A 21,225-nucleotide genomic window follows, 5' to 3' on the forward strand; every position below is an offset into this window, starting at 1 on the left:
CGGGTTTTAAACAGGTGGCTTCTTACAACGATTACTGGGACGTTTCGGGCAGAACATTTGAAGACCTGGACGGATATCGTGTAGTGCTACAAAATCGAGAGTGGTCTGTGTAACAAGTGCCATTTTCGCCTGATACTCTTCTGAAAATACGCTATGTTGATGACTTAGAAGAAAAAAAGAGGAGTAGGGTATGGAGAACAGAAACGTTCGACATGTCGTGTTTGATGTAGGCAATGTAATTGTGCGTTGGTCACCATTGGAAATTGTCAGGCTGACTTTCGGGAATAAAATAGAACACGAATCTATCGCCAGAGAGATTTTTCAAAACGACATCTGGATGGACTTAAACAAAGGCTTGATGACGGAAGAGGAAGCCAAAAAACGCTACCAATCCGAAATGGGTTTCTCGCCAGACACCACAAACAAGCTCTTCTACTACGTGAAGCAATCCCTTATCCCTTTATATGGTTCATATGAGCTAATTAGACGCGTGAAACAGGCTGGCTATGGCGTATACGCTTTAACCGATAATGTGCACGAAATCGTTGCCTTCCTCAAAGAAACCCAGCACTTCTGGCCATTGTTTGACGGAGAAATTGTGTCAGCAGAAGTTGGCCTACTCAAACCCCAGCCTGAAATCTATCAGGCGCTTTTGACCCGCTATGATTTGAATGCAGCAGAGACCGTTTTCCTTGATGATATGCCTTATAACGTTATAGGCGCTCAAGACGTTGGTATCGCAGCAATTCAATTTGAAAACGCAGAGCAAGCTGAAACCGAGTTGAAGCAGTTGGGGTTGGTGTTTTAACGCGCTCTATTTGCTGGATGGAAGGGAGCTGAAAAAGCCAGCGTTATCGCTGGCTCATGAAATGGGTCTAACCTTTTAGCTCCTCCGAAATACTTTTAATACCGTATTCAGCACAGATATCGTCATATTCTATGCCTTCATCATTTTCCCCTGGTGCACCAGCGACACCAATGGCGCCGATGACCTGCTCTTTGTAGTAAATAGGAATGCCTCCACTTAGCGTAATTAATCCTATTTCGTTAAAGACAGCACCGAGCTGAGGCTCGTGTTCATTTTCCGCTTCGATGATGGATGTTGCCTCGCGGCGGGATGCGGCTGTGAGTGCCTTTCGGTAGCTGGTTTCCACAGCATGAGGGAAAGCGCCGTCGCTGTTTAGTTGAACTTTCATTTGACCACGTTGATCAACGACGGTGGTTGTCGGTTTAAAACCATCTTTCAAACAGCGGTCATTGGCGGCTTTAGCGGCTTTTAACGCCATGTCCAGAGAAATGGTTGGCTCGTTGACGACGTTAGCGATGGAACTTGTCGAGGCCATCGATAAAAGGGCGGTGAGAGATAGTACAGACAGAGTGAGATTACTTTTTGTCATTTTAAAGCTCCTTTCATTTTGTGGGCTGGCAGTAAATTTCTCTGGGGGACAAAAGTGTTTATGAACCCTTTCCTTGCTCAGGTTCTTAGTCATCATCTGCCGGATAATGTGAAAAAAATGTCGAGGTATGCTTGGTAAGGGCAAAGTGATCGTTGAACGACTAAGGAGACATCGCTACGTGAATAATCTGATTGTATTTACCGGAGGCCCCGGCTCGGGTAAGACCTCGGTGATTGAAAGCTTAAAAGGGCAAGGTCAACGTTGTGCGCCAGAAACTGGACGTAAAGTTATTCAACAACAGGTGAAGCGAAATGGCTTTGCCCTTCCTTGGATGAACAAAGTGGCTTTTCGAGACGAGATGGTTCGAGAAGAGTTAGCTAATTACGATGCATTTAGACAAGTGTCGGGACCAGTCTTCTTTGACCGCTGCATAGTTGATTGCTTGGGTTATAGCTTTTTAGAAGAGCTGCCAATACCAGAGAGCCTAAGCCAAACATGCCAAATGTTGGTGTACAGAAAGGAAGCATTCATATTTCCGCCATGGAGAGAAATCTTTGTTAACGATTCAGAGCGAAAACAAGATTTTGATAAAGCAGTAGAAACTTATGAAGTGATGGTCGATGTTTACCAAAGATTGGGCTATCAGTTGATTGAAGTGCCGCGCCTTTCTGTGGAGGAGCGGGTGCGGTTTGTTCTTGAACATATTCGTACTATTTAACGTAAGTTTCAGACATAATTTATGTGTATGGTGTTCGGTTAATAGATGATGAAACTAGGCTCTCCATAATTCCTCTCTAAGCCAAAATTCAAAAAATAACGTCTTATCAAGTTTTTGTTTTACCAAGTTTACTATCAGGTCGATGATGGTTTAGTTGCATATATCATTTTTGTGAAAGTTAATGATTAACCAAGTGTACTCATAAACTGTGACGGTCATTTAATACACAAGGTGATAAAAATATGGATAATTCATGCCCAAGCTCTAACTTATCAAAATGCTGGTGGTAATCCTCATCGACTTCGGCTTTATTTTTACGTAAAAAAACGGCGGCTTTAGACGCTGGCTTTATACCCAAACGACCTGAAGATGCTTGAGTTCAGAGGTCATCAATGCGTTCAATTCGAGGCAAATTTCGCGAGGAATAGTCGTTCTATTTCCGTGGAATTTAACGAAGAAGTGGGCGCATTGAGGCCCTCCCTTCGGGCGAGTTGACTGACGTCGTGCTCTTTGTTGTTCCTTTTTGATGGAGGTGACTACACCTGCAAAGGAACGCCGCGATCACAACGCCAGTCAATCTCGCTGAATCCTGAATCTTCAGGTTGTTTGGGTATAATCCTCTCGTTACGAAAAAGCACTAAGATATATCTAGGGTCACGATAGATGACCTTTTCGAAAGTGCTCTATACCCAAACAATCTGAAGATGCTCGAATTCAGGTTGTTTGGATATATTAGAGGTTTCAATAATAAAACAAAGGTTATTCTATTCAGGAGAGATAAGTGCTCAGTAAAATTAAGAGCCAACTGGCAAATCTCATCCATGGCGACGACAGCGACAGAGATTTCACCTCGGCACGGTCTAGCCAGGAGGTCTATCAGACGATTCATCAAGCAGGAAAAGCGAAGGCAGAATTGTCTGAGTTTATAGGAAACCCTACTGGAGAAACAAAGTTCGTATCACTGGGAGAAAATTGCAGCTCCGCATGGTATCTCAAGCAAGTAGGACTCAAAGATGCTTCTTATCCATTTGACTGGGTATTCAGTTCCCCAGATATCATATTGGATTGCTTAGAAGATAGTTTCAGTAAGTATTTGGACCGGGATTTGATCGTTCCAAAACGAAGGAAGGGTTCTGCGGGACACGCTCAGTATCATGATGACTTATTTAATCACCGCAATCCTTTGGCCAGTGAAGCCAATTATGATTACCTCAAAAGGTGTTGTGAGAGGCTCAGTACCTTGGTGGCGTCTCAACAGCCAAGCTGCTATCTCATCACCTTGATTAACGAGCCTGAAAAAAGGGTCAATTGGGCAAAAGGCTTTGATAAGCAATTTGCTATGCCAAGGAATCAAGGCTTGGAGTCGGTCGCTAAGCTGAAAGACTACCTAAAAGCAAAAAACCAGAATACTAAGTTTGTCGTTGTTGACCATTACACGGAGCGTGAAAATTCAGTTGAATATGAAAAAGTTGATGATGATGTTTTCTTTATTCGATTTGATGCACAAGGCAAAAGTACCGGCGTTCTTTATGAAAATGCGTTTGATGACTTTTGCTTTAAGCTGATCATGACAGGCTTATACGGGAAATAACGCCAAAATAAAATTGGGTATAAACGAAAAGGGTTGGCGCTAGCCAACCCTTTCTGTTGATGTTCAGTCTTCTCGTTCAATTTCGCGGGCGACGTACTTGTTGCCAACGATAATACCTTCGACTTCCACTTTCTCTCCGAGGAGTGAATCAAAGGTCAAGTCGTCTTCGTATTCGGTGTTGGCATCAGTAGAAACCGTTTTTCCATTGATGGTGAAAGCTTCTGCTTCCGCATCGATGTCAGTGACGTAGCCTTCTACTTCAAATTCAAAATCTTTCCAGTCGACATCAAAGTCAAAATCATCATCAAACTCAATTTCTTTTGCGATAGTGCGGTGCGCCTGATTGACGTATTCCACCTCGATTTCAACGCCAGGGCGCAGGTCGTTCTTGGTGCCATCCTCAAACTTGGTCGACGGGTGAATGTCGAAAATACCGCGGTAGTTCAACTCAAAACGGCTTTTGTCGTTGGCAACCCAAGTGACCACGCCTTCTACCTCTCCACGGCCTAAGACACCGTTGAATGCTTTGATATTGATCTTTTCAGCAGACAGGGTGCTGTCTGATTCATTGAAGCGACCAAACACTTCAACCCAAGCGCCATCACGAAGTTTGTGTGATGGATTGATCAGGTTTTGGTCAAACCATACTTTCAACGATGGGCCAATTTGGAAAGAGTTATTGTTGAAATCAACGTTTGAGATTCGGCCTTCCGCTTCAACCATTCCGTTTGCATCGTATTCAAACTGAATAACGCTCAGCACTTTATAACCGGCATTTGCAGTAGGTAAAGTCGATACCATCACCCAATCGCCTTCCTTGATGCGGTTTGATAAGCGATCAAACTGCAGTGCTACGCCATTAACTTTGAAGGTACTGCCACTGATATCTGTGATTTTTCCGGTGAACGTCGGGTCAAGTTCCACGTTTGCACTGTCTTGCGCGCGGGTCGAAGTATTCAGCGCAACCATCATTTCAGGTGCAAGCACGTCGGTTTCGAGAGTGTGTCCCTGATAGTTCAGCGCTGAGACCTGATACTGTCGCCCATTCACACTGATGGTAGATTGAGTGTGGTTAACAGCGTCTATTTTACCTTCTACCGATGTGGGTGAAGTCGACGTGTCATTACTGCTGGAACTTCCACCGCCACAAGCCGTCAAAGCTAGAGTAAGTAAAGGAAATAGTGCTAAACGTTTCATTAAAATGCCTTTGATAAACGAGATAGTGTTTGCCGGCGGGGAATCTAGCACCGTTTATGTCCGAGGATTTGCGGGGTATTTGTCAGGGTTTTGACAAGAAATTCAGGATGTATTTGATTTATCTACCCCGTGTTTTTAGTCGGTTACCGTTAATAGCTTGGGTCACTGACTCTGACAGAATTGATAAGATTTGGGTATGACACTTGAGACATGCGTTCTCAATTGAGAAATGAAATAACAGAAGACGGATCTTGGTTGAAATCTGGTCGGTCTGTTTGAAAAATAAATATGTTAGTAGATTGGTCTTTTAAACCACATTGAGCGATACACATGAAAATTTTGCCATACGAAGAACTTGAAGAGGCGACTCTTGTGGCGGACACCAAGCTGGTCAATGGCGTTTATGTCATGGACAGGCGAGATAGAAGTGAGCGACGCAAGAATCGAGGAAAATTCCAAGGTTATGACCGACGGGTATCTGCCGATCGCCGAGCGGGAACCGGTGGTATTGACGAGATCATTTAACTTGTCTTCATGCCTTAAACAAAAACAGCGACGCCAAAGCATCGCTGTTTTTGTTTTGCTATGGGTTACATCCAGTTATTGGCTTGCATAGCGAAGTTGGTCAGCACCTGAATGTTTTGGTCCAGCTGTGTTTTCAATCGGTTTTCAAAGCGAGGGTTTAGTTCATCCAACCGGTCAAAACGTGTGTGCCAGATTTTTCCCCAGTCTTCTTCTTTTTCTCTGTCACAAGTAGCTAGCTCTGCCTCATTAAAGCAGGTCCAGAGATCACCGTGCGTTGTTTGAGAGTAGCCATCATTTCCATCTTCACCGTTAATCGCAAAGTTTGTGGCTTCCAAATAAGCGATAGGTACGCCAATGCAAGCGAAGGGAGCGTGATCAGACCAACCGCCTGTTTCACCTTCAGGGTAGCCTTCAAATGTAGGATGAAGTTGATGTGCATTATCGCCAAATAACTTATCGGAAACAGTTTTCAGGGCTGTGCGAATCTCCGAACTCCCGTTGTAGTTAACCGCAGGAACGTAATCGCACTTGTAAGGTTCAGAATGCGCACTGTGAACGTAGAGCTTATCTCCTCCGATAATCGTATCGAGGTTAATCATACCAATCATGTTTTCGGTGGCATTTTTATCCTGAACGTAAGCCTTAGAGCCATTTAATCCGTATTCCTCAGCCCCAAAAGCAACAAGCTTTAGGGTATAGGGGAGAGTTTTACCCTCCAGTGCTTTTGAAACAGCCAATAGAGCAACCACACCAGAACCGTTGTCGGTTGCGCCCAGAGAGCCTTTTTCTTCTCCCTTGGTGTCATAATGTGCGCCAATCAGCAGTTCTTTGTCAGATTCGCCCTTGATGGTGATCTGCACGTTTTGAGACTGAAGCTTTTGGTTATCAAGTTCGAAATCGAACGTCAGCATTTCTGGCTGGTAGCCTTGCTTCGTCCATTCCGAAGCAATCCAGTCTGCAGTTTTCTTTTCCTCTACCGAACCGGCTTTTCTTGCGCCAATCCCTTTTGCTGGGTCAGTCATGATAGTGAGTTGTTCCCACGCATAATCGTTGGCGAAGGTGGGGTGGCTGAGCAGCATGCTACCCATGAGGGTGAGTGTGATCGTAGCTTTCATCGTGTCTTCCGTTTCTTATTGGTTTGTTTGATTTGTTGGGCTTAATGCCCGGCATTCAGACTATCGACTAAACCAGCGTAGTCCCATCGGTTTTCGACACGATAACCCGCTAACTCGTCGCGCGTTTTATGAAATATACGTGCTATCAGATAGGAGAACGGCTGTGTGAAAAGGAATTAGGTGTTATTCGAATGAAGGAAAACTGTCACGCCTTTCAGAAAAACTGTGATGAACAAGATGATCTAGTGTGCGTAACAGAGCTTATCAAAAATGGTGATTACGAGACCTGTCGCAAATTACAGCATGCTATGTATTAAAAATAGGACAATGAATTGTTCTAGATCAAAGTCTTGCACGCAATCGAGGTGTTACAAAAATTAGGCACGCACAAGGTTAATACATCTGTATTCGTGCACCCTACATATTCAAATAACAACTCCAGGAGAATCGCAATGACGAGCGCATTTTTTATCCCTACCGTTAACCTGATGGGCGCAGGTTGCCTTGTAGATGCCGCTGATGCCATTAAGTCTCACGGCTTCAAAAATGGTCTTATCGTGACCGACAAGGTGCTGAACGAAATCGGCGTTGTAGAAAAAGTTGCGGCTCTTCTGGCTGAGCGCGATGTGCAAACTGCGGTGTTTGATGGTACACAGCCAAACCCGACCATTGGTAACGTTGAAGCGGGTCTAGCAATTCTGAAAGAAAACGGCTGTGACTTTGTGATTTCTCTTGGTGGCGGCTCTCCGCATGACTGTGCAAAAGGTATTGCGCTGGTAGCAACCAACGGCGGTAACATTGGCGACTACGAAGGTGTCGACCAATCTGCGAAAGCCCAGTTGCCTTTGATTGCGATTAACACTACGGCGGGTACGGCATCTGAAATGACCCGCTTCTGCATCATTACTGATGAAGCGCGCCACATTAAAATGGCGATTGTGGACAAGAACACCACGCCGTTGATTTCTGTTAATGACCCAGAGCTGATGCTGGCAAAACCTGCATCACTCACTGCTGCGACCGGTATGGATGCACTGACTCATGCGGTAGAAGCGTATGTTTCAACGGCAGCATCTCCAATTACTGATGCGGTTGCGATTAAAGCGATTGAACTTATTCAGGCAAACCTACGCACCGCTGTAAATGATGGTCAGAATCTGGTTGCGCGCGAGCAAATGGCGTATGCACAATTTATGGCGGGCATGGCGTTTAACAACGCATCTCTGGGTTATGTGCATGCCATGGCGCACCAGTTGGGTGGTTTCTACGACCTTCCACACGGGGTATGTAACGCCATTCTGCTGCCGCATGTGCAGCGCTACAATGCGCAGGTTTGTCCAAGCCGTCTGCGTGACGTAGCAAAAGCGATGGGTGTGAACGTTGAAGCATTGTCACCAGAAGAAGGTGCAGAAGCAGCACTTAACGCCATTCAAGAACTGTCAAAAGATGTAGGTATTCCAGCAGGACTGGAAGTGTTGGGTGCGAAAGCAGATGACATCCCAGTATTGGCGGATAATGCCCTGAAAGATGCCTGTGGTTTCACTAACCCGAAACAAGCTACGCACGAAGAGATTTGCGAGATTTTCCGCAACGCAATGTAATCTCATCAGCACGACTAAAAAGCCGCTTTGCGAAGCGGCTTTTTTGAACCATAAAGCAAAGCCTCCCGTAACGTTTTGTTGATCACAGGAGGCCGCCATGAAAACACCACTCACTAAACTCGAAAAATACTTCGTTATCGACAAGCTCATTATCCACTCTCTGGACCTCTGCCTCTATCAGGCCTCTGTCATCATTGATGGGGAAGAGCACTTTGTGTGTTATGACGACAGTAACTTCCTACGAACCCATTCGCTTATCGAAATTCAAAAGTGCTGCAAAAATCTGAAAGCGAAAGAAACGGTTCTCCGTCAGGAAAGCGCGTATGACGAAATGGTTGGGGCGCCAGCCAAAGGCGAAACAAACGCGCTGGAAGTGCCTTTGAAGGACTGCGGACTTTACTGAGCCCTGTATCAAAATTGCCTCACCGGACAGGAAACCTGACTGATACGCTCAATCAAGTCAGAGAAGGGAGTTCGGTAGATGTTAGATCATGGTGTTCGCAAGTATGTAAACGACAAACTGACACAAATGGGGTTCGATACGGACCCTTACGGCGCCGAACCTACCTTGGTATTTATCTTGGCTGCCATTGGTATTGCGGGCATCAGCTACCTTCTTGTCCATCGTGTTATCGTCAAATTCGTCAATCACGCCATCAGCAAAAACAAGCAATCTTGGGCAAACAGCCTAACCAAGCATGAAGTATTGGAAAAACTCGCTGCGCTTGTGCCAGTAATGATTCTTGATGTCTTGGTTCCACCTATTCTGACCCATCATCCTTTGCTTGCGACCATGTCAGACCGATGCCTTGGCATCGCTGTTATCGTGATGTTTATCTGGATGATGTTTGCGCTTCTTGATGCACTTCATGATATTGCCTACCTAAAAGGCATCAGTCGCCGGATGCCAATCAAAAGCTTTGTTCAGCTCATCAAGCTATTCACTTTCTTTGTCGGCATCGTGATCTGTATTTCTATTTTGTCGAACGAATCACCCATCATTTTCCTCAGTGGATTAGGCGTGGCGACAGGCCTTGTCATGTTGGTGTTCAAAGACACCATCTTGGGCTTTGTGGCGGGTATTCAGCTTTCCGCCAATCGTATGGTTAGCCTGAATGACTGGATTCAAATGGATGAATACGGAGCAAGTGGCACGGTAGAGGAGATCTCTCTGACAACGGTGAAAGTGCGGAACTTTGATAACACCATCAGCATGTTGCCCGCCTACGCGTTGGTACAGAGCGCATTTATCAACTGGCAGGGAATGTCCGACTCAGGCGGTCGTCGAATAAAACGCTCTGTACATATCGACTTAACTTCCATTCGTTTTCTCACCGAGGAAGAGATCGAATCGTTGAAAGAAATACGAATCTTGCGCGAGTTTCTGTTTGAGCGGGTGAAAGAGATCAAAGAATTCAACGAGAGTTTTGAAGATGTCCACCACGCCGCGAACCTTCGTCAAATGACTAACGTTGGAGTATTTCGCGCCTATCTTGCCGTTTACCTTCGCGCACACAAGGACATTCACAACTACATGACGTGTATGGTGCGCCAATTGGAACCCACTGCGGAAGGTTTGCCGCTTCAGATTTATGCTTTTGTGAACAACACAGACTGGGTTTTCTATGAAGGGGTGCAGGCAGACATCTTCGACCATATCTACGCCATCATGCCCATGTTTGGCTTACGACCCTTCCAGTCATTTGGTGGCCATGATGCAGTCAATATCGGATTGGGCAGCCAGCAGAGCAATGCCGCGCCGATTGGTGACCAGATAGGACAGTAGCTTTCCACTCATAAGATCTGCTTTGACATGGTAATGTGTTACCAGACTTTGATACGGAAAACCGAAATGGAAATTCGACACATCAGTTGGCAGGAAACCATCGACATTCGTCACAGAGTGTTGTGGCCCAACAAACCACCTGAGTTTTGTAAAGCGGAAGGGGACAATGAAGCCCTTCATCTGGGAGCATACGTCAATGATGAGTTGATTTGCGTGGCCTCGTTATTCTTCGACGGTGATGTGGTGCGCTTGCGAAAATTTGCAGCATTACCGGAGTATCAAGGTCAAGGTGTTGGGTCTTCGGTACTGAATGCAGCGTTTAAAGAAATGAAGGCACGTGGTGTATCGATGTTTTGGTGTGATGCACGTGAAGCTGCCATGGGGATATACCGAAAATTTGGGATGAAACCATCAGGAGAGCGCTTTTATAAAGGCGACATTCCTTACTTTAAAATGTCGATAAACTTCGCAGATTTTCCCTAACTATGTGCCATGTCCCACGCCTAGAGAATGAGCGTTTGAATCTAATTCCGTACGGTATATTCTTTAATCTCAGCGTTTGAAACATACAAATCTTCAGTCGTTTAGTTGAAGGATAGCCAAATACGATGGGTACATTTTGGGGTAAAGTGAATGACTCTCTCGCCGACACACTCAATGACTTTTTTGAGTATCGCGGGCGAGTGTGGATTGTGAGCATTCGCGAGAATCAATTGTTGAATGACTCTTTGATTGTTTCCGAAGATTCTTTCCGTGAACCTATGGACTGGATGGTAGACCAAGGCTATCCCGATGATGTCCTCGAAGAGCTGGAATACCTCAAATTGTCTCAATCGATCAGTGTCAAAGTGGGTGATATCGAACACTGCATCATGCGCGTGAAATAACGCGACGAAACTACGAAAATCCCTCCAAAATCAAAGTGCAAAGTCGGTGCATCTTCTGCACCGACGATGATCATATCTCTTCACCATACAAACCCATTTCAATACTAATTATTTATAAATCATGTAGTTAAAAAGTTGGCAAGATGGTTGCTATTAAGGGTATGGCGTGCGCATGCAGAACTTCTGCAGACGTTACGTTTACTCCTTGCTGTCGTTGTTGGTTTCTCTGTCCTATCGATCCTCCGTTGATTGGACAGGGAAACACTTTTTTATCGGCATCCTAAAACCTCAGATTTTCACCTACCGCGAGTTTCATCCGAATATGTGGTTTGCTTATCCTGCGATTTCCGAAGGTCGACAGACCCTTGCGTGGATCAAAACAGTGCAATTCTGCACCCAATCTGTTCGGTTTCTTCAGGCAGAAAATTGAAAAAGAAAGTAAATTCCAGTAAATACAAAGACATAAAAAATTGGCAAGCCCATTGCTTATAACATCATCAGTAACGCACCAAAGATGTATCGTTCGAAAGCGTTCTGACAATTTGAAAATAGACAACTAGGGTTCCGATGCTAACAAGGAAAAGCATGCCTGGTCCGAGAGTTGTCAACCTCACCTGAATCAGCACTTCGCTGAAGACGAGGTCACACGGAGGGACAAAAGCCCGGGAGATTCGCTTTATATCTCTTTGGTGCCGTCGATTCGTGAAAACTCAAGGTAGAGGTAATTATGAAGTTGTATTCTTCCATTCTTCGCAAAATTTCCACCCGTCTGGCGCTTGCCGCCACATTATGTCTCACTCTGATCTCAGGGCAAGCTCTCGCTGAAGATAAGCCGACGTTTCGTTTGGCTTGGTCGATCTACGTCGGTTGGGTGCCGTGGGATTACGGTAACAGTGAAGGCATTATCAAGAAATGGGCTGACAAGTACGGCATAGAAATCGAAGTTGTTCAGGTCAATGACTACATCGAGTCGATCAACCAATACACCGCGGGTGCATTTGATGCGACAGTGATGACCAACATGGATGCACTGACCATTCCTGCCGCGAGCGGCGTTGATTCAACGGCACTTATCGTCGGTGACTTCTCAAACGGTAACGACGGCATCGTGCTGAAAGATGCCGCTAAACTGGCCGATATCAAAGGCCAACGCGTCAATCTGGTTGAACTGAGTGTCTCGCACTACTTGCTGGCGCGAGCGCTTGAAAGTGTCGGTATGTCTGAGCGTGACGTGACTGTGGTAAACACCGCAGACGCGGACTTGGTATCTGCGTTTGCGACTAAAGATGTGACCTCCGTAACCACGTGGAACCCGCTGCTGGCAGAGATTGTTTCCATGCCAAACGCATCAAAAGTCTTCGACTCTTCTCAAATCCCCGGTGAAATCATCGACCTTCTGGTGGTAAACAGCGACACCCTGGCACAGAACCCAGAACTGGGTAAAGCCTTGACGGGTGCTTGGTATGAAATCATGAGCCAGATGCAGATGGACGACGAAGTTGGCACCAAAGCGCTGGAGTTTATGGCGGCATCTTCTGGTACTGATTTGGCCGGTTACAAAGCTCAGTTGGATTCAACCAAAATGTTCTACCAGCCAGCAGATGCAGTGACCTTTACTGAGTCTGAAACCTTGAAAGACACCATGGGTAAAGTGGCTGAGTTCTCATTCAAGCATGGCTTGCTGGGTGAAGGTGCGCCTGATGCGGGCTTTATCGGTATTGAAACCCCTGCGGGTGTGTTCGGCGACAGCAGCAATGTTCTGCTTCGATTCAATCCAACCTTTATGGATATGGCAGCGAAAGGCGAGCTGTAAGGCGGGCTTATGACGCGAATTATTAACCTAAAGCCGTCGCCATTTGGTCGCTCGGTTCTAGCTTGCCTGCCGTTTGTGCTTCTGATCGCCGCCTATTTGGTGGCATCAGATGCCCGCTTAGCAGAAAACCCTAACGATAAACTGCTCCCGTCATTTGCCAGCATTGCCGATGGTATTGAGCGTATGGCGTTTGAACCCAGTCGTCGAACCGGAGAGTTTCTACTATGGGTCGACACCTGGGCGAGCTTGGAACGCCTATGCCTCGGTGTGGGTATCAGTGCGCTGTTGGCGCTGGTGGTGGGTGTGGCGAACGGCATGATCCCCTATGTGCGGGCGCCATTGTCTCCGATGGTAAGAGCAATGTCTCTGATCCCTCCGATGGCAATTCTTCCCATTCTGTTTATTGCTTTGGGCTTGGGAGAGCTATCTAAAGTCGTGCTGATTGTCATTGGTATTACTCCAATGATGATCCGCGATTTGCAGCTTCGAACAGAAAGCCTTCCGAGCGAACAAATCATCAAGGCGCAAACACTGGGGGCAAATTCTTGGACACTGCTGGTTAGGGTCGTGTTGCCTCAGGTAATGCCTCGCCTTATCGAAGCGGTGCGGTTGACGCTTGGCAGTGCGTGGCTCTTCCTGATCGCCGCAGAGGCGATTGCTTCCACCGAAGGTCTTGGCTATCGCATCTTCCTCATCCGCCGCTATCTGGCGATGGATGTGATTCTGCCTTACGTCGTCTGGATAACCATTCTTGCCTTCCTGATGGATTGGCTGCTGCAAAAACTCTCCGCTAAATGCTACCCGTGGTTCCACGCGACTCAGGGAGGGAAATGATTATGGAAAACTCAAATACACCCATTATCGAAGCCAAAAATGTCTGGAAAGAATATGGCGACCACGTAGTACTTGAACGTTTGAACCTGAAAGTGATGCAGGGGGATTTCATCAGCATCCTTGGTACTTCGGGTTGTGGTAAATCCACCTTTCTGAACATGTTGCTCGGCACTCAGGCCCCTTCACGCGGTGAGCTGCTTTTGGATGGAAAGCCTCTGAGTTCGGAACCTGGCCCTGAACGCGGCATCGTGTTCCAGAAATACTCAGTGTTTCCACATATGACGGCTCTGCAAAACGTCATGGTGGCTGACGAATTCGAAATGTCGAAAGTACTCGGAAAAGTGTGGGGAAGCAGCAAGGGCGAGCTGAAAGATCGCGCCATGGCACAACTGGAAAGGCTCGGCCTCACACACGCTGCCAACAAGTATCCCGCAGAAATGTCAGGCGGGATGCAACAGCGTTTGGCCATTGCGCAAGCGTTGATGAAAAAGCCGCGCATTCTGCTACTTGATGAACCTTTCGGGGCGCTGGATCCGGGGATTCGGAAAGATATGCATGTGCTGATCAACGACATTTGGCAGGAGCAAAACCTGACCATCTTTATGATCACCCACGACCTTCATGAAGGCTTCAAGCTGGGTTCGCGTCTTTGGGTATTCGATAAGCCAAGGTTCGACCCACAAGAACCAGACCGCTATGGGTCTCAGGTGACGTTTGATATTCCGCTGAATGACTCAGGTCAGGAAGAGATCATCGCCTCTCTACAGGCGAAAGAACAAAAGGAAGTGGCATAAGCCACCGGAAACCAGCTTCGACAGCAAAGGAGAAAGCAATGACACTGAATAGCTTGTTTAAGCACAGTTACCAAGGCGGGCAACATGGCTCGCTGGAAGTACCTGCTGGTTACAGCTTGAGGTTTACCGCGAAAGACAGCGGCGCAAACCTAAGTTTACTGATGTACAACCCGCGTAATACGTCAGAGCGCATCAACCTGCCGGACACGTTGAAATGCCAGCACACGTTTAAGCTCACCGCAGGCAACTGCGTGTATTCCGACATGGGGCGTATTTTCTGCTCCATTGTTCGTGATGACACAGGGTGGATCGATAGCATTGGCGGCCTCAGCAACAGCCAGCACGTCACCACAAAGTGGGGCGAGCGCGATTATCAGCATCACCGTAACCTGTGGATGCAAAACGGCCACGATGCCATGTTGGTTGAAATGGCGAAGTTTGGATTGGGGTTACGTGATGTCGCCGCACCGATGAACCTCTTCAGCAAAGTCTCCACGACCGATGACGGTGTGCTGGCATTTGATAGCGAAAACACTGGTGCAGGTGATGTGATTGAGCTTCGTTTTGAAATGGACACTGTTGTGCTGTTGAGCACCTGCCCACATCCGATGAATCCATCTTCTACTTATCCGAGAACGGGCGTGGACGTCGAAATGGTGCGTGCTGAACCAATCACAGAAGATGACGCTTGTTTGAATCACTGTGATGAAAACCGCCGTGGATTCGTCAACACCCGCCAATATCAACCGCAACTGATGGGATAAGGAGCCAGTCATGATTGTTGAAAGCCAACTTTGCACCCAGGAAGCCAAATTGAAAGAGGTTGTGGATGCTGGAGATTACTACTTCAAAGTCATGAAGCAGGGAGAGCGCATGCGCATTACCGATCTTGAAGGTAATCAGGCCGCGGACACCTTGTTTTATAACGCTAGCAACACCGAAGAACGCTATTCGGCGATGGATACACTTCGCGAGCAAGGCAACGCCTACCTGACAGCAGGCTCGGTGTTGTTATCAAACCTGAACAACCCGATGCTGGAAATTGTCGCGGATACCTGTGGTCGCCACGACACCTTGGGCGGCGCTTGTTCAACCGAGAGCAACACTGTGCGTTACGCGCATGAAAAGCGCTGCATGCATGCTTGTCGCGATTCCTGGTTGCTGGCCGTCACAGAAAACCCAGAGTATGGCCTGACCAAAAGAGATATCAGCCACAACGTGAATTTCTTTATGAATGTGCCAGTGACAGCGGAAGGCGGACTGACCTTTGCGGATGGCATCAGCGCGCCGGGTAAATATGTGGAGCTGGAAGCCAAAATGGAAGTGATCGTGCTGATCTCTAACTGTCCACAGCTCAACAACCCGTGCAATGCTTATAACCCAACGCCAATTGAAGTGGCAGTGTGGGATGCAGCTTAATGGCGAGCACTGAGTAATACGCGCGACAACAAGGTTACCAAGGAGAGGTAAGGGACGACCCTTCACGCAGGAAATGCACCTCAGGTCTTTGTCCGGGACGACCCGGATAGATGAAGACAACGCTATGTTCAAAAAAATTCTTATCGCCAATCGTGGCGCCATCGCTTGCAGAATAATTCGAACGCTTGATGCCATGGGCATCGCAAGTGTGGCGGTTTACCACGAAGACGACGCAGGCAGCCTGCATACTCTCAATGCAACAGAGTCCTACAGCTTAGGCGAGGGCAGTGCAGCCGAAACCTATCTCGATATCGACAAAATTCTTACCATCGCCAAACAAACGGGTGCCGAAGCGATTCATCCCGGCTATGGCTTTTTAAGTGAAAACCCAGAATTTGTGGCGGCTTGTGAACGTGAAAATATCGCGTTTCTTGGCCCAACCAGCGAGCAAATCAATCTCTTTGGTTTGAAACACACTGCCCGCGAATTAGCAGAAGGCGCCTATGTTCCTTTGCTACCGGGTACGGGGTTGCTCGAAAGCGTGGAAGAAGCGCTTACCAAAGCAGAAGAAATGGGTTATCCGGTCATGCTCAAAAGCACCGCTGGTGGCGGTGGTATCGGCATGCGTCTTTGTGAAAACGCCGAACAGCTTCAGGATGCCTTTGAGGCAGTAAAACGTCTGGGTGAAGCTAACTTCAGCCATAGTGGTTTGTTCATGGAGAAGTTCATTACTTCAGCCCGCCACATCGAAGTTCAGGTGATTGGCGATGGTGAAGGGAACGTGATTGCGTTGGGAGAGCGGGATTGTTCTGCTCAGCGTCGCAACCAGAAAGTGATGGAAGAGACGCCGGCTCCTAATCTGAATGAAGAGACCCGCCAAGAGTTACAGCAGACAGCTATTCGTCTTGCTGCATCGGTGAATTACCGAAATGCGGGTACAGTTGAATTTATCCTCGACCAATCTACCCAACAGTTTTACTTCCTGGAGGTTAATACACGCCTTCAGGTTGAGCACGGTGTCACTGAGCTGATCTTTGGCGTGGACATTGTTCGTCTGATGGTAGAAATCGGCTGTGGCGAACATGCTGATCATTGGCAAGAGGCTCTGGACGCCAAACCAGCAGGACATGCTATTCAATTCCGTCTTTATGCCGAAGATCCAAACAAACAGTTTCTGCCATCTACCGGTTTAATCACTCAGTTAGATTTCCCAGAAGGTGTTCAGGGTAATGCGGTGAGTCAGGGCGAGAATGGGGGCACGGTACGCATTGATACTTGGGTGGAAGCGGGCGTGGAAGTCAGCCCATTTTTCGACCCGATGATTGCCAAAGTCATGGTGCATGAACCTTCAAGAGAACAAGCACTCGATAGCATCGCCAGCTTGCTGGAAAACACCGCTCTTTATGGTATCGAAACCAACCTTGATTACCTTGCACAACTTTCCCGCGAGCCTATGGTGAAGCAGGGAGAAGTGCTGACATCGAGTCTGGCATCATTTGATTATCAGCCTCATTCTATCGATGTATTAAACAGCGGCACCCAAACCACCATTCAGGATTACCCCGGCCGCAGTGGCTATTGGCATGTTGGTATCCCGCCATCTGGCCCCATGGATAACCTGAGTTTCCGTTTAGGTAATCAGTTATTGGGCAACGATGAAACCGCTTCAGGTTTGGAGGTCATTGCTAACGGACCCACCCTCAAGTTCAACACTGACACCCAGCTAGTGGTGACGGGTGCTGAATTGACCGTCACGATTAATGGCGTTGAAGCGCCGATGTTTACCGTGCTGGCAATATCGAAAGGCGATGCCGTCGCGCTTGGGGCGATCCAAAACAAAGGGGCGAGGGCGTATTTATCAATCAAAGGTGGATTTGACTGCCCTGAATACCTTGGCAGTCGCTCAACGTTTACTTTGGGCAAATTTGGCGGACATGCAGGCCGTGCACTGATGGCAGGAGACGTACTGCACCTCAATAACACTCACCTGGATAAAAAGCGCGTTGGTGAAACTTTGCCAGCACCGGACCTTTCCATGACGCATACCTTGCGCGTGATCTATGGCCCGCACGGTGCGCCTGATTTCTTCACTAATGACGATATCCAATCGTTTTTCGATGCCGAATGGGAAGTTCACTTCAACTCAAGCCGCACGGGAGTGCGTTTAATTGGACCAAAACCCGAATGGGCAAGACCAGACGGTGGTGAAGCCGGGCTCCATCCTTCTAACATTCACGACAATGCTTACGCCGTCGGCACAGTGGACTTTACCGGTGATATGCCAGTGATTCTGGGGCCAGATGGCCCGAGTCTGGGCGGCTTTGTTTGTCCTGCCACAGTGATAAAAGCCGATCTTTGGAAGCTCGGACAATTGAAGGCGGGAGATAAAATCCGTTTTCAGGCGGTGTCTTTGGAGCATGCCGAGCGTGCGGAGCGTCATCAGTTAGCAGCCATTGGCATGTTGTCTTCGAAGGAGTTGGCATTGCCAAGTGCTTCAACCCGAATTTCTCCAGTGCTGAAAGAAATTCCAGCGGATAAATATGGCGAGCAGGTGGTGTATCGCCCAAGTGGAGAAGATTTTCTGCTCGTGGAATATGGCCCACAAATGCTCGACGTGAAACTGCGTTTTCGCGTTCATGCGTTAATGTTGGCGCTGGAAAAAATGGCGATTCCCGCCATTAAAGAGCTGACCCCTGGTATTCGCTCGCTTCAGGTGCACTTCGATAATCTGCAAATCAGCAGTGAAGCCATGCTTTCGCTGCTCGAAAAAGCAGAGGCGACGCTCGGCGACATCAGCACATTGGAAGTGTCTTCCAGGGTGGTTCACTTGCCGCTTTCCTGGGATGACCCTTCCATTCAGTTAGCAATGAAAAAGTACGATGAAGTGGTGCGTAAAGACGCACCATGGAGCCCGGACAATATTGAGTTCATCCGTCGAATCAACGGACTGGAAAGCAGAGATGCGGTGCAGGATATCGTGTTTGATGCGAGTTATCTCGTAATGGGCTTGGGTGATGTTTACCTTGGCGCACCTGTCGCGACACCTATGGATCCTCGCCACCGACTGGTGACAACGAAATACAACCCAGCGCGCACCTGGACGCCTGAAAATGCGGTGGGTATTGGTGGTGCTTACATGTGTGTATATGGCATGGAAGGGCCGGGCGGTTACCAGTTGATGGGGCGTACACTCCAGATGTGGAACCGATACAACCAGACAGAGGCATTTACTCAGCCTTGGCTATTAAGGTTTTTCGACCAGATTCGCTTCTATCCTGTCTCGCCTGAAGAGCTCACTCAAATCCGCCGTGATTTTCCACGTGGCAAGTTTGATGTTCGCATTGAAGAAACCCGTTTCAGTCTCGCTGAATACGAAGCCATGTTGGTGGAAGAAAGTGAGTCTATCAGCGCGTTTAAAACTCAACAGCAAGCTGCGTTTGACGCAGAACGTCAGCGTTGGGAAGAGACAGGACAGGCGAACTTTGTTGCCGAAGTCGTGGACAGCGCAGAGACAAACCTCGAAGTGCTCGAAACAGGTCAGTTCCCAGTGACCGCTCAGTTGGCAGGGAATGTTTGGCAACTGTTGGCCAAGCCCGGCGATACCATCGAAGTGGGGCAGCCGTTGCTTATCGTTGAATCAATGAAAATGGAAATTGAAGTGACAGCGTCACAATCAGGGCGCGTGGTCCGAATGTCTAAAAGCGAAGGTGAGCAAATTCGCGCCGGACAAACACTGTTAATCATGGAGCAAATCTAAATGGAATTTACGTCAATTCAACAACTGTTGGCGGCTTATCAGTCAGGTGACATCACGCCGGCAGATTATCTCTATTCCCAGTGGAAAAAAGCGCAAAACGATCAGCATAACTGCTGGATTAGCCTGATCAGTGAAGCGCAATTGGATGGCTACGTCAAAGCGCTGAGAAACCACAAGCCAGAAAACAAGCCGCTTTATGGTGTGCCGTTTGCCATTAAAGACAACATCGATCTGGCGGGATTGCAAACGACAGCAGCCTGCAAAGAATTTGCATACACACCGGGTCAATCCGCGTTTGTGGTACAGGCCTTAATCGAAGCAGGCGCGGTGCCACTGGGTAAAACTAACCTCGACCAATTCGCGACAGGGTTAAACGGCACACGCAGTCCATTTGGGGCTTGTAAAAACAGCATCGACCCAGCGTACGTTTCCGGTGGTTCAAGCTCAGGCAGCGCAGTTTCCGTTGCTCTGGGTCAGGTCATGTTTTCTTTGGGTACGGACACCGCAGGTTCAGGCAGGATACCTGCTGCTTTTAATCGTTTGGTAGGCATGAAAGCGAGTATTGGACGGATCAGCTGCCGTGGTGTGGTTCCAGCATGCAGAACGCTTGATTGCGTGACTTTGTTTGCACACAGCGTTGAAGATATTGAATACCTGCTGCCTATCGCTGGGCAGTATGATGCGGGTGACGCTTACGCCCGTGACTTTTCTGAGTCTGATGCTGACATCGTTTATCTTTCTGATGCAGTCAGGATTGGTGTACCTAAGAAAGAGAATTTGGAGTTCTTTGGTAATGCTGACTTCCAGCGCCGGTTTGAGTTGAGTAAAGAAAAGTTAGCGGCAAATGGTGCCGAGCTGGTGGAGATGGACATTCAGGATTTCCTGGACGCCGCGACCTTGCTTTATCAGGGGCCTTGGGTAGCAGAACGTTATGCCGCCATAGAAGGCTTTTTTGATGAACATGAAACGCAGTGTGAACCGACGATCCAGGCGATCCTTGGCAGCGCAGCCAAGTTCTCGGCGGTGGATGCGTTCAATGCTCAGTATCAATTGAAAGCCCTGAAAAAGCGCTGTGATGCCAAGTTGAAAACCGTTGATGCGGTTATCGTTCCGACGTCGGGGACGATTTACACCATCGAAGAAATGCTTGATGACCCCATCCAGAAAAATACGGACTTTGGTTATTACACCAACTTCATGAACCTTCTGGATTATGCCGCGATTGCGATTCCCGCGGATGACGAAACGGAGCAGATGCCGTTTGGTATTACGCTGTTTTCTGACCAAGGCAGTGAATCCAAGTTGTTGGATCTTGCCAAAGCTTATACCGCCAACCAATCCGTTTCTATGGGCGAATCGATTGATGAAACCATGGTTATTGCCGTTTGCGGCGCCCACATGGAAGGTTTGCCGCTAAACCATCAACTCAAGGATCGTCACGCGAGCTTTATCGATAAACGCCGGAGTGCGCCGAGTTACCGTTTCTATGCGCTGGCAGGGGAAGGTCCCAAACGCCCCGGGATGGTTCGCGTGAACGAAGCTGGCGTCAGCATTGAAATGGAACTTTGGGAAGTGCCGACCTCCCGTGTGGGTGATTTTCTTGCAGGCATTCCAAGCCCGTTGGGGTTGGGCAAAGTTGAGTTGGATGACGGTACCTGGGTGACGGGATTTACCTGTGAAGCATCGGGTATTGAAGGTGCAAAAGACATTTCATCCTATGGCAGTTGGCGTTTGTATCTGACTAACAATAGCTAGCTAGAAAAGCAGGCTGTAAAGTCTGCTTTTTTTGTT

Annotated in this window: 19 protein-coding genes and 1 riboswitch; of the genes, 16 read left to right on the forward strand and 3 right to left on the reverse strand. The window is 47.8% G+C overall.

Annotated features, from left to right (window positions below; all coding sequences use genetic code 11):
• Positions 1 to 190: 190 nt before the first annotated feature.
• Positions 191 to 808 carry an HAD family phosphatase gene (locus tag QL223_RS17930; RefSeq protein ID WP_002538885.1) on the forward strand — a complete coding sequence of 206 codons (618 nt, stop codon included), beginning with the start codon at positions 191 to 193 and terminating at the stop codon, positions 806 to 808.
• A 67-nt stretch (positions 809 to 875) separates the two neighbouring features.
• On the opposite strand, the gene QL223_RS17935 is transcribed toward QL223_RS17930, so the two are convergent.
• On the reverse strand, positions 876 to 1,397 hold the full coding sequence (locus tag QL223_RS17935) for a heme-binding protein (RefSeq protein ID WP_281545508.1): 522 nt from the start codon (positions 1,395 to 1,397) through the stop codon (positions 876 to 878).
• A gap of 178 nt (positions 1,398 to 1,575) precedes the next feature.
• Here QL223_RS17935 and QL223_RS17940 point away from each other — a divergent pair, with 178 nt between their 5' ends.
• Positions 1,576 to 2,115, forward strand: coding sequence for an AAA family ATPase (locus tag QL223_RS17940; RefSeq protein WP_281545509.1), 540 nt, complete (start codon positions 1,576 to 1,578; stop codon positions 2,113 to 2,115).
• A gap of 781 nt (positions 2,116 to 2,896) precedes the next feature.
• Positions 2,897 to 3,706, forward strand: coding sequence for a DUF1796 family putative cysteine peptidase (locus QL223_RS17945; RefSeq protein ID WP_281545510.1), 810 nt, complete (start codon positions 2,897 to 2,899; stop codon positions 3,704 to 3,706).
• Between the two features lie 63 nt (positions 3,707 to 3,769).
• Here the strand turns inward: QL223_RS17945 and QL223_RS17950 are convergent, their stop codons facing one another.
• Entirely contained in the window at positions 3,770 to 4,903 is a 1,134-nt protein-coding gene (locus QL223_RS17950; protein WP_281545511.1) for a DUF5666 domain-containing protein, read from the reverse strand.
• A 330-nt stretch (positions 4,904 to 5,233) separates the two neighbouring features.
• Here QL223_RS17950 and QL223_RS17955 point away from each other — a divergent pair, with 330 nt between their 5' ends.
• The gene (locus QL223_RS17955; RefSeq protein ID WP_281545512.1) at positions 5,234 to 5,428 is read left to right on the forward strand and encodes a hypothetical protein; all 195 of its coding nucleotides are present in this window, start codon (positions 5,234 to 5,236) and stop codon (positions 5,426 to 5,428) included.
• A 65-nt stretch (positions 5,429 to 5,493) separates the two neighbouring features.
• Here QL223_RS17955 and QL223_RS17960 read toward each other — a convergent pair whose 3' ends face one another.
• Complete coding sequence (locus tag QL223_RS17960; protein ID WP_281545513.1) at positions 5,494 to 6,543, reverse strand: M20/M25/M40 family metallo-hydrolase; 1,050 nt, start codon at positions 6,541 to 6,543, stop codon at positions 5,494 to 5,496.
• Positions 6,544 to 6,995: 452 nt separating this feature from the next.
• On the opposite strand from QL223_RS17960, the gene yiaY reads away from it, so the two are divergent.
• The 12 genes from yiaY (at position 6,996) to atzF (ending at position 21,189) form a co-directional block, all read left to right on the forward strand.
• Positions 6,996 to 8,144: an L-threonine dehydrogenase gene (yiaY, locus tag QL223_RS17965; protein ID WP_002542476.1), complete on the forward strand. Its 1,149-nt coding sequence runs from the start codon at positions 6,996 to 6,998 to the stop codon at positions 8,142 to 8,144.
• Positions 8,145 to 8,241: 97 nt separating this feature from the next.
• Entirely contained in the window at positions 8,242 to 8,547 is a 306-nt protein-coding gene (locus QL223_RS17970) for a DUF6482 family protein (protein ID WP_281545514.1), read from the forward strand.
• A gap of 78 nt (positions 8,548 to 8,625) precedes the next feature.
• The gene (locus QL223_RS17975; protein WP_281545515.1) at positions 8,626 to 9,930 is read left to right on the forward strand and encodes a mechanosensitive ion channel domain-containing protein; all 1,305 of its coding nucleotides are present in this window, start codon (positions 8,626 to 8,628) and stop codon (positions 9,928 to 9,930) included.
• A 66-nt stretch (positions 9,931 to 9,996) separates the two neighbouring features.
• The gene (locus tag QL223_RS17980; protein WP_281545516.1) at positions 9,997 to 10,413 is read left to right on the forward strand and encodes a GNAT family N-acetyltransferase; all 417 of its coding nucleotides are present in this window, start codon (positions 9,997 to 9,999) and stop codon (positions 10,411 to 10,413) included.
• Positions 10,414 to 10,538: 125 nt separating this feature from the next.
• Entirely contained in the window at positions 10,539 to 10,817 is a 279-nt protein-coding gene (locus QL223_RS17985) for a hypothetical protein (RefSeq protein ID WP_002542472.1), read from the forward strand.
• Between the two features lie 545 nt (positions 10,818 to 11,362).
• Positions 11,363 to 11,488: riboswitch (guanidine-I (ykkC/yxkD leader) on the forward strand.
• 56 nt (positions 11,489 to 11,544) lie between these two features.
• Positions 11,545 to 12,630 (forward strand): putative urea ABC transporter substrate-binding protein, encoded by a 1,086-nt coding sequence (locus QL223_RS17990; RefSeq protein ID WP_281545517.1) that lies wholly within the window; start codon positions 11,545 to 11,547, stop codon positions 12,628 to 12,630.
• Positions 12,631 to 12,639: 9 nt separating this feature from the next.
• A complete protein-coding gene (locus QL223_RS17995) occupies positions 12,640 to 13,464 on the forward strand; it encodes an ABC transporter permease subunit (protein WP_002542470.1) in 825 nt (274 codons plus the stop codon).
• A 2-nt stretch (positions 13,465 to 13,466) separates the two neighbouring features.
• Entirely contained in the window at positions 13,467 to 14,258 is a 792-nt protein-coding gene (locus tag QL223_RS18000) for an ABC transporter ATP-binding protein (RefSeq protein WP_281545518.1), read from the forward strand.
• Positions 14,259 to 14,296: 38 nt separating this feature from the next.
• Positions 14,297 to 15,022 carry an urea amidolyase associated protein UAAP1 gene (locus QL223_RS18005; RefSeq protein ID WP_281545519.1) on the forward strand — a complete coding sequence of 242 codons (726 nt, stop codon included), beginning with the start codon at positions 14,297 to 14,299 and terminating at the stop codon, positions 15,020 to 15,022.
• Positions 15,023 to 15,032: 10 nt separating this feature from the next.
• Complete coding sequence (locus QL223_RS18010) at positions 15,033 to 15,677, forward strand: urea amidolyase associated protein UAAP2 (protein WP_281545520.1); 645 nt, start codon at positions 15,033 to 15,035, stop codon at positions 15,675 to 15,677.
• 124 nt (positions 15,678 to 15,801) lie between these two features.
• A complete protein-coding gene (gene uca / locus QL223_RS18015) occupies positions 15,802 to 19,434 on the forward strand; it encodes an urea carboxylase (RefSeq protein WP_281545521.1) in 3,633 nt (1,210 codons plus the stop codon).
• Positions 19,435 to 21,189: an allophanate hydrolase gene (gene atzF, locus QL223_RS18020; protein ID WP_281545522.1), complete on the forward strand. Its 1,755-nt coding sequence runs from the start codon at positions 19,435 to 19,437 to the stop codon at positions 21,187 to 21,189.
• Positions 21,190 to 21,225: the final 36 nt, after the last annotated feature.

It is taken from the genome of Grimontia sp. SpTr1, from assembly GCF_947387585.1.
GTDB lineage: Bacteria > Pseudomonadota > Gammaproteobacteria > Enterobacterales > Vibrionaceae > Enterovibrio > Enterovibrio indicus.

Excerpts from the sequence above, each read along its gene's own strand:
- QL223_RS17980 (WP_281545516.1), top strand. The coding sequence starts at position 9,997 with ATGGAAATTCGACACATCAGTTGGCAGGAAACCATCGACATTCGTCAC.
- uca (WP_281545521.1), top strand. The coding sequence starts at position 15,802 with ATGTTCAAAAAAATTCTTATCGCCAATCGTGGCGCCATCGCTTGCAGA.
- QL223_RS17935 (WP_281545508.1), bottom strand. The coding sequence starts at position 1,397 with ATGACAAAAAGTAATCTCACTCTGTCTGTACTATCTCTCACCGCCCTT.
- QL223_RS17985 (WP_002542472.1), top strand. The coding sequence starts at position 10,539 with ATGGGTACATTTTGGGGTAAAGTGAATGACTCTCTCGCCGACACACTC.
- QL223_RS18010 (WP_281545520.1), top strand. The coding sequence starts at position 15,033 with ATGATTGTTGAAAGCCAACTTTGCACCCAGGAAGCCAAATTGAAAGAG.
- QL223_RS17960 (WP_281545513.1), bottom strand. The coding sequence starts at position 6,543 with ATGAAAGCTACGATCACACTCACCCTCATGGGTAGCATGCTGCTCAGC.
- yiaY (WP_002542476.1), top strand. The coding sequence starts at position 6,996 with ATGACGAGCGCATTTTTTATCCCTACCGTTAACCTGATGGGCGCAGGT.
- QL223_RS17950 (WP_281545511.1), bottom strand. The coding sequence starts at position 4,903 with ATGAAACGTTTAGCACTATTTCCTTTACTTACTCTAGCTTTGACGGCT.
- QL223_RS18005 (WP_281545519.1), top strand. The coding sequence starts at position 14,297 with ATGACACTGAATAGCTTGTTTAAGCACAGTTACCAAGGCGGGCAACAT.
- QL223_RS17970 (WP_281545514.1), top strand. The coding sequence starts at position 8,242 with ATGAAAACACCACTCACTAAACTCGAAAAATACTTCGTTATCGACAAG.
- QL223_RS17930 (WP_002538885.1), top strand. The coding sequence starts at position 191 with ATGGAGAACAGAAACGTTCGACATGTCGTGTTTGATGTAGGCAATGTA.
- QL223_RS18000 (WP_281545518.1), top strand. The coding sequence starts at position 13,467 with ATGGAAAACTCAAATACACCCATTATCGAAGCCAAAAATGTCTGGAAA.
- atzF (WP_281545522.1), top strand. The coding sequence starts at position 19,435 with ATGGAATTTACGTCAATTCAACAACTGTTGGCGGCTTATCAGTCAGGT.
- QL223_RS17990 (WP_281545517.1), top strand. The coding sequence starts at position 11,545 with ATGAAGTTGTATTCTTCCATTCTTCGCAAAATTTCCACCCGTCTGGCG.
- QL223_RS17995 (WP_002542470.1), top strand. The coding sequence starts at position 12,640 with ATGACGCGAATTATTAACCTAAAGCCGTCGCCATTTGGTCGCTCGGTT.
- QL223_RS17955 (WP_281545512.1), top strand. The coding sequence starts at position 5,234 with ATGAAAATTTTGCCATACGAAGAACTTGAAGAGGCGACTCTTGTGGCG.
- QL223_RS17975 (WP_281545515.1), top strand. The coding sequence starts at position 8,626 with ATGTTAGATCATGGTGTTCGCAAGTATGTAAACGACAAACTGACACAA.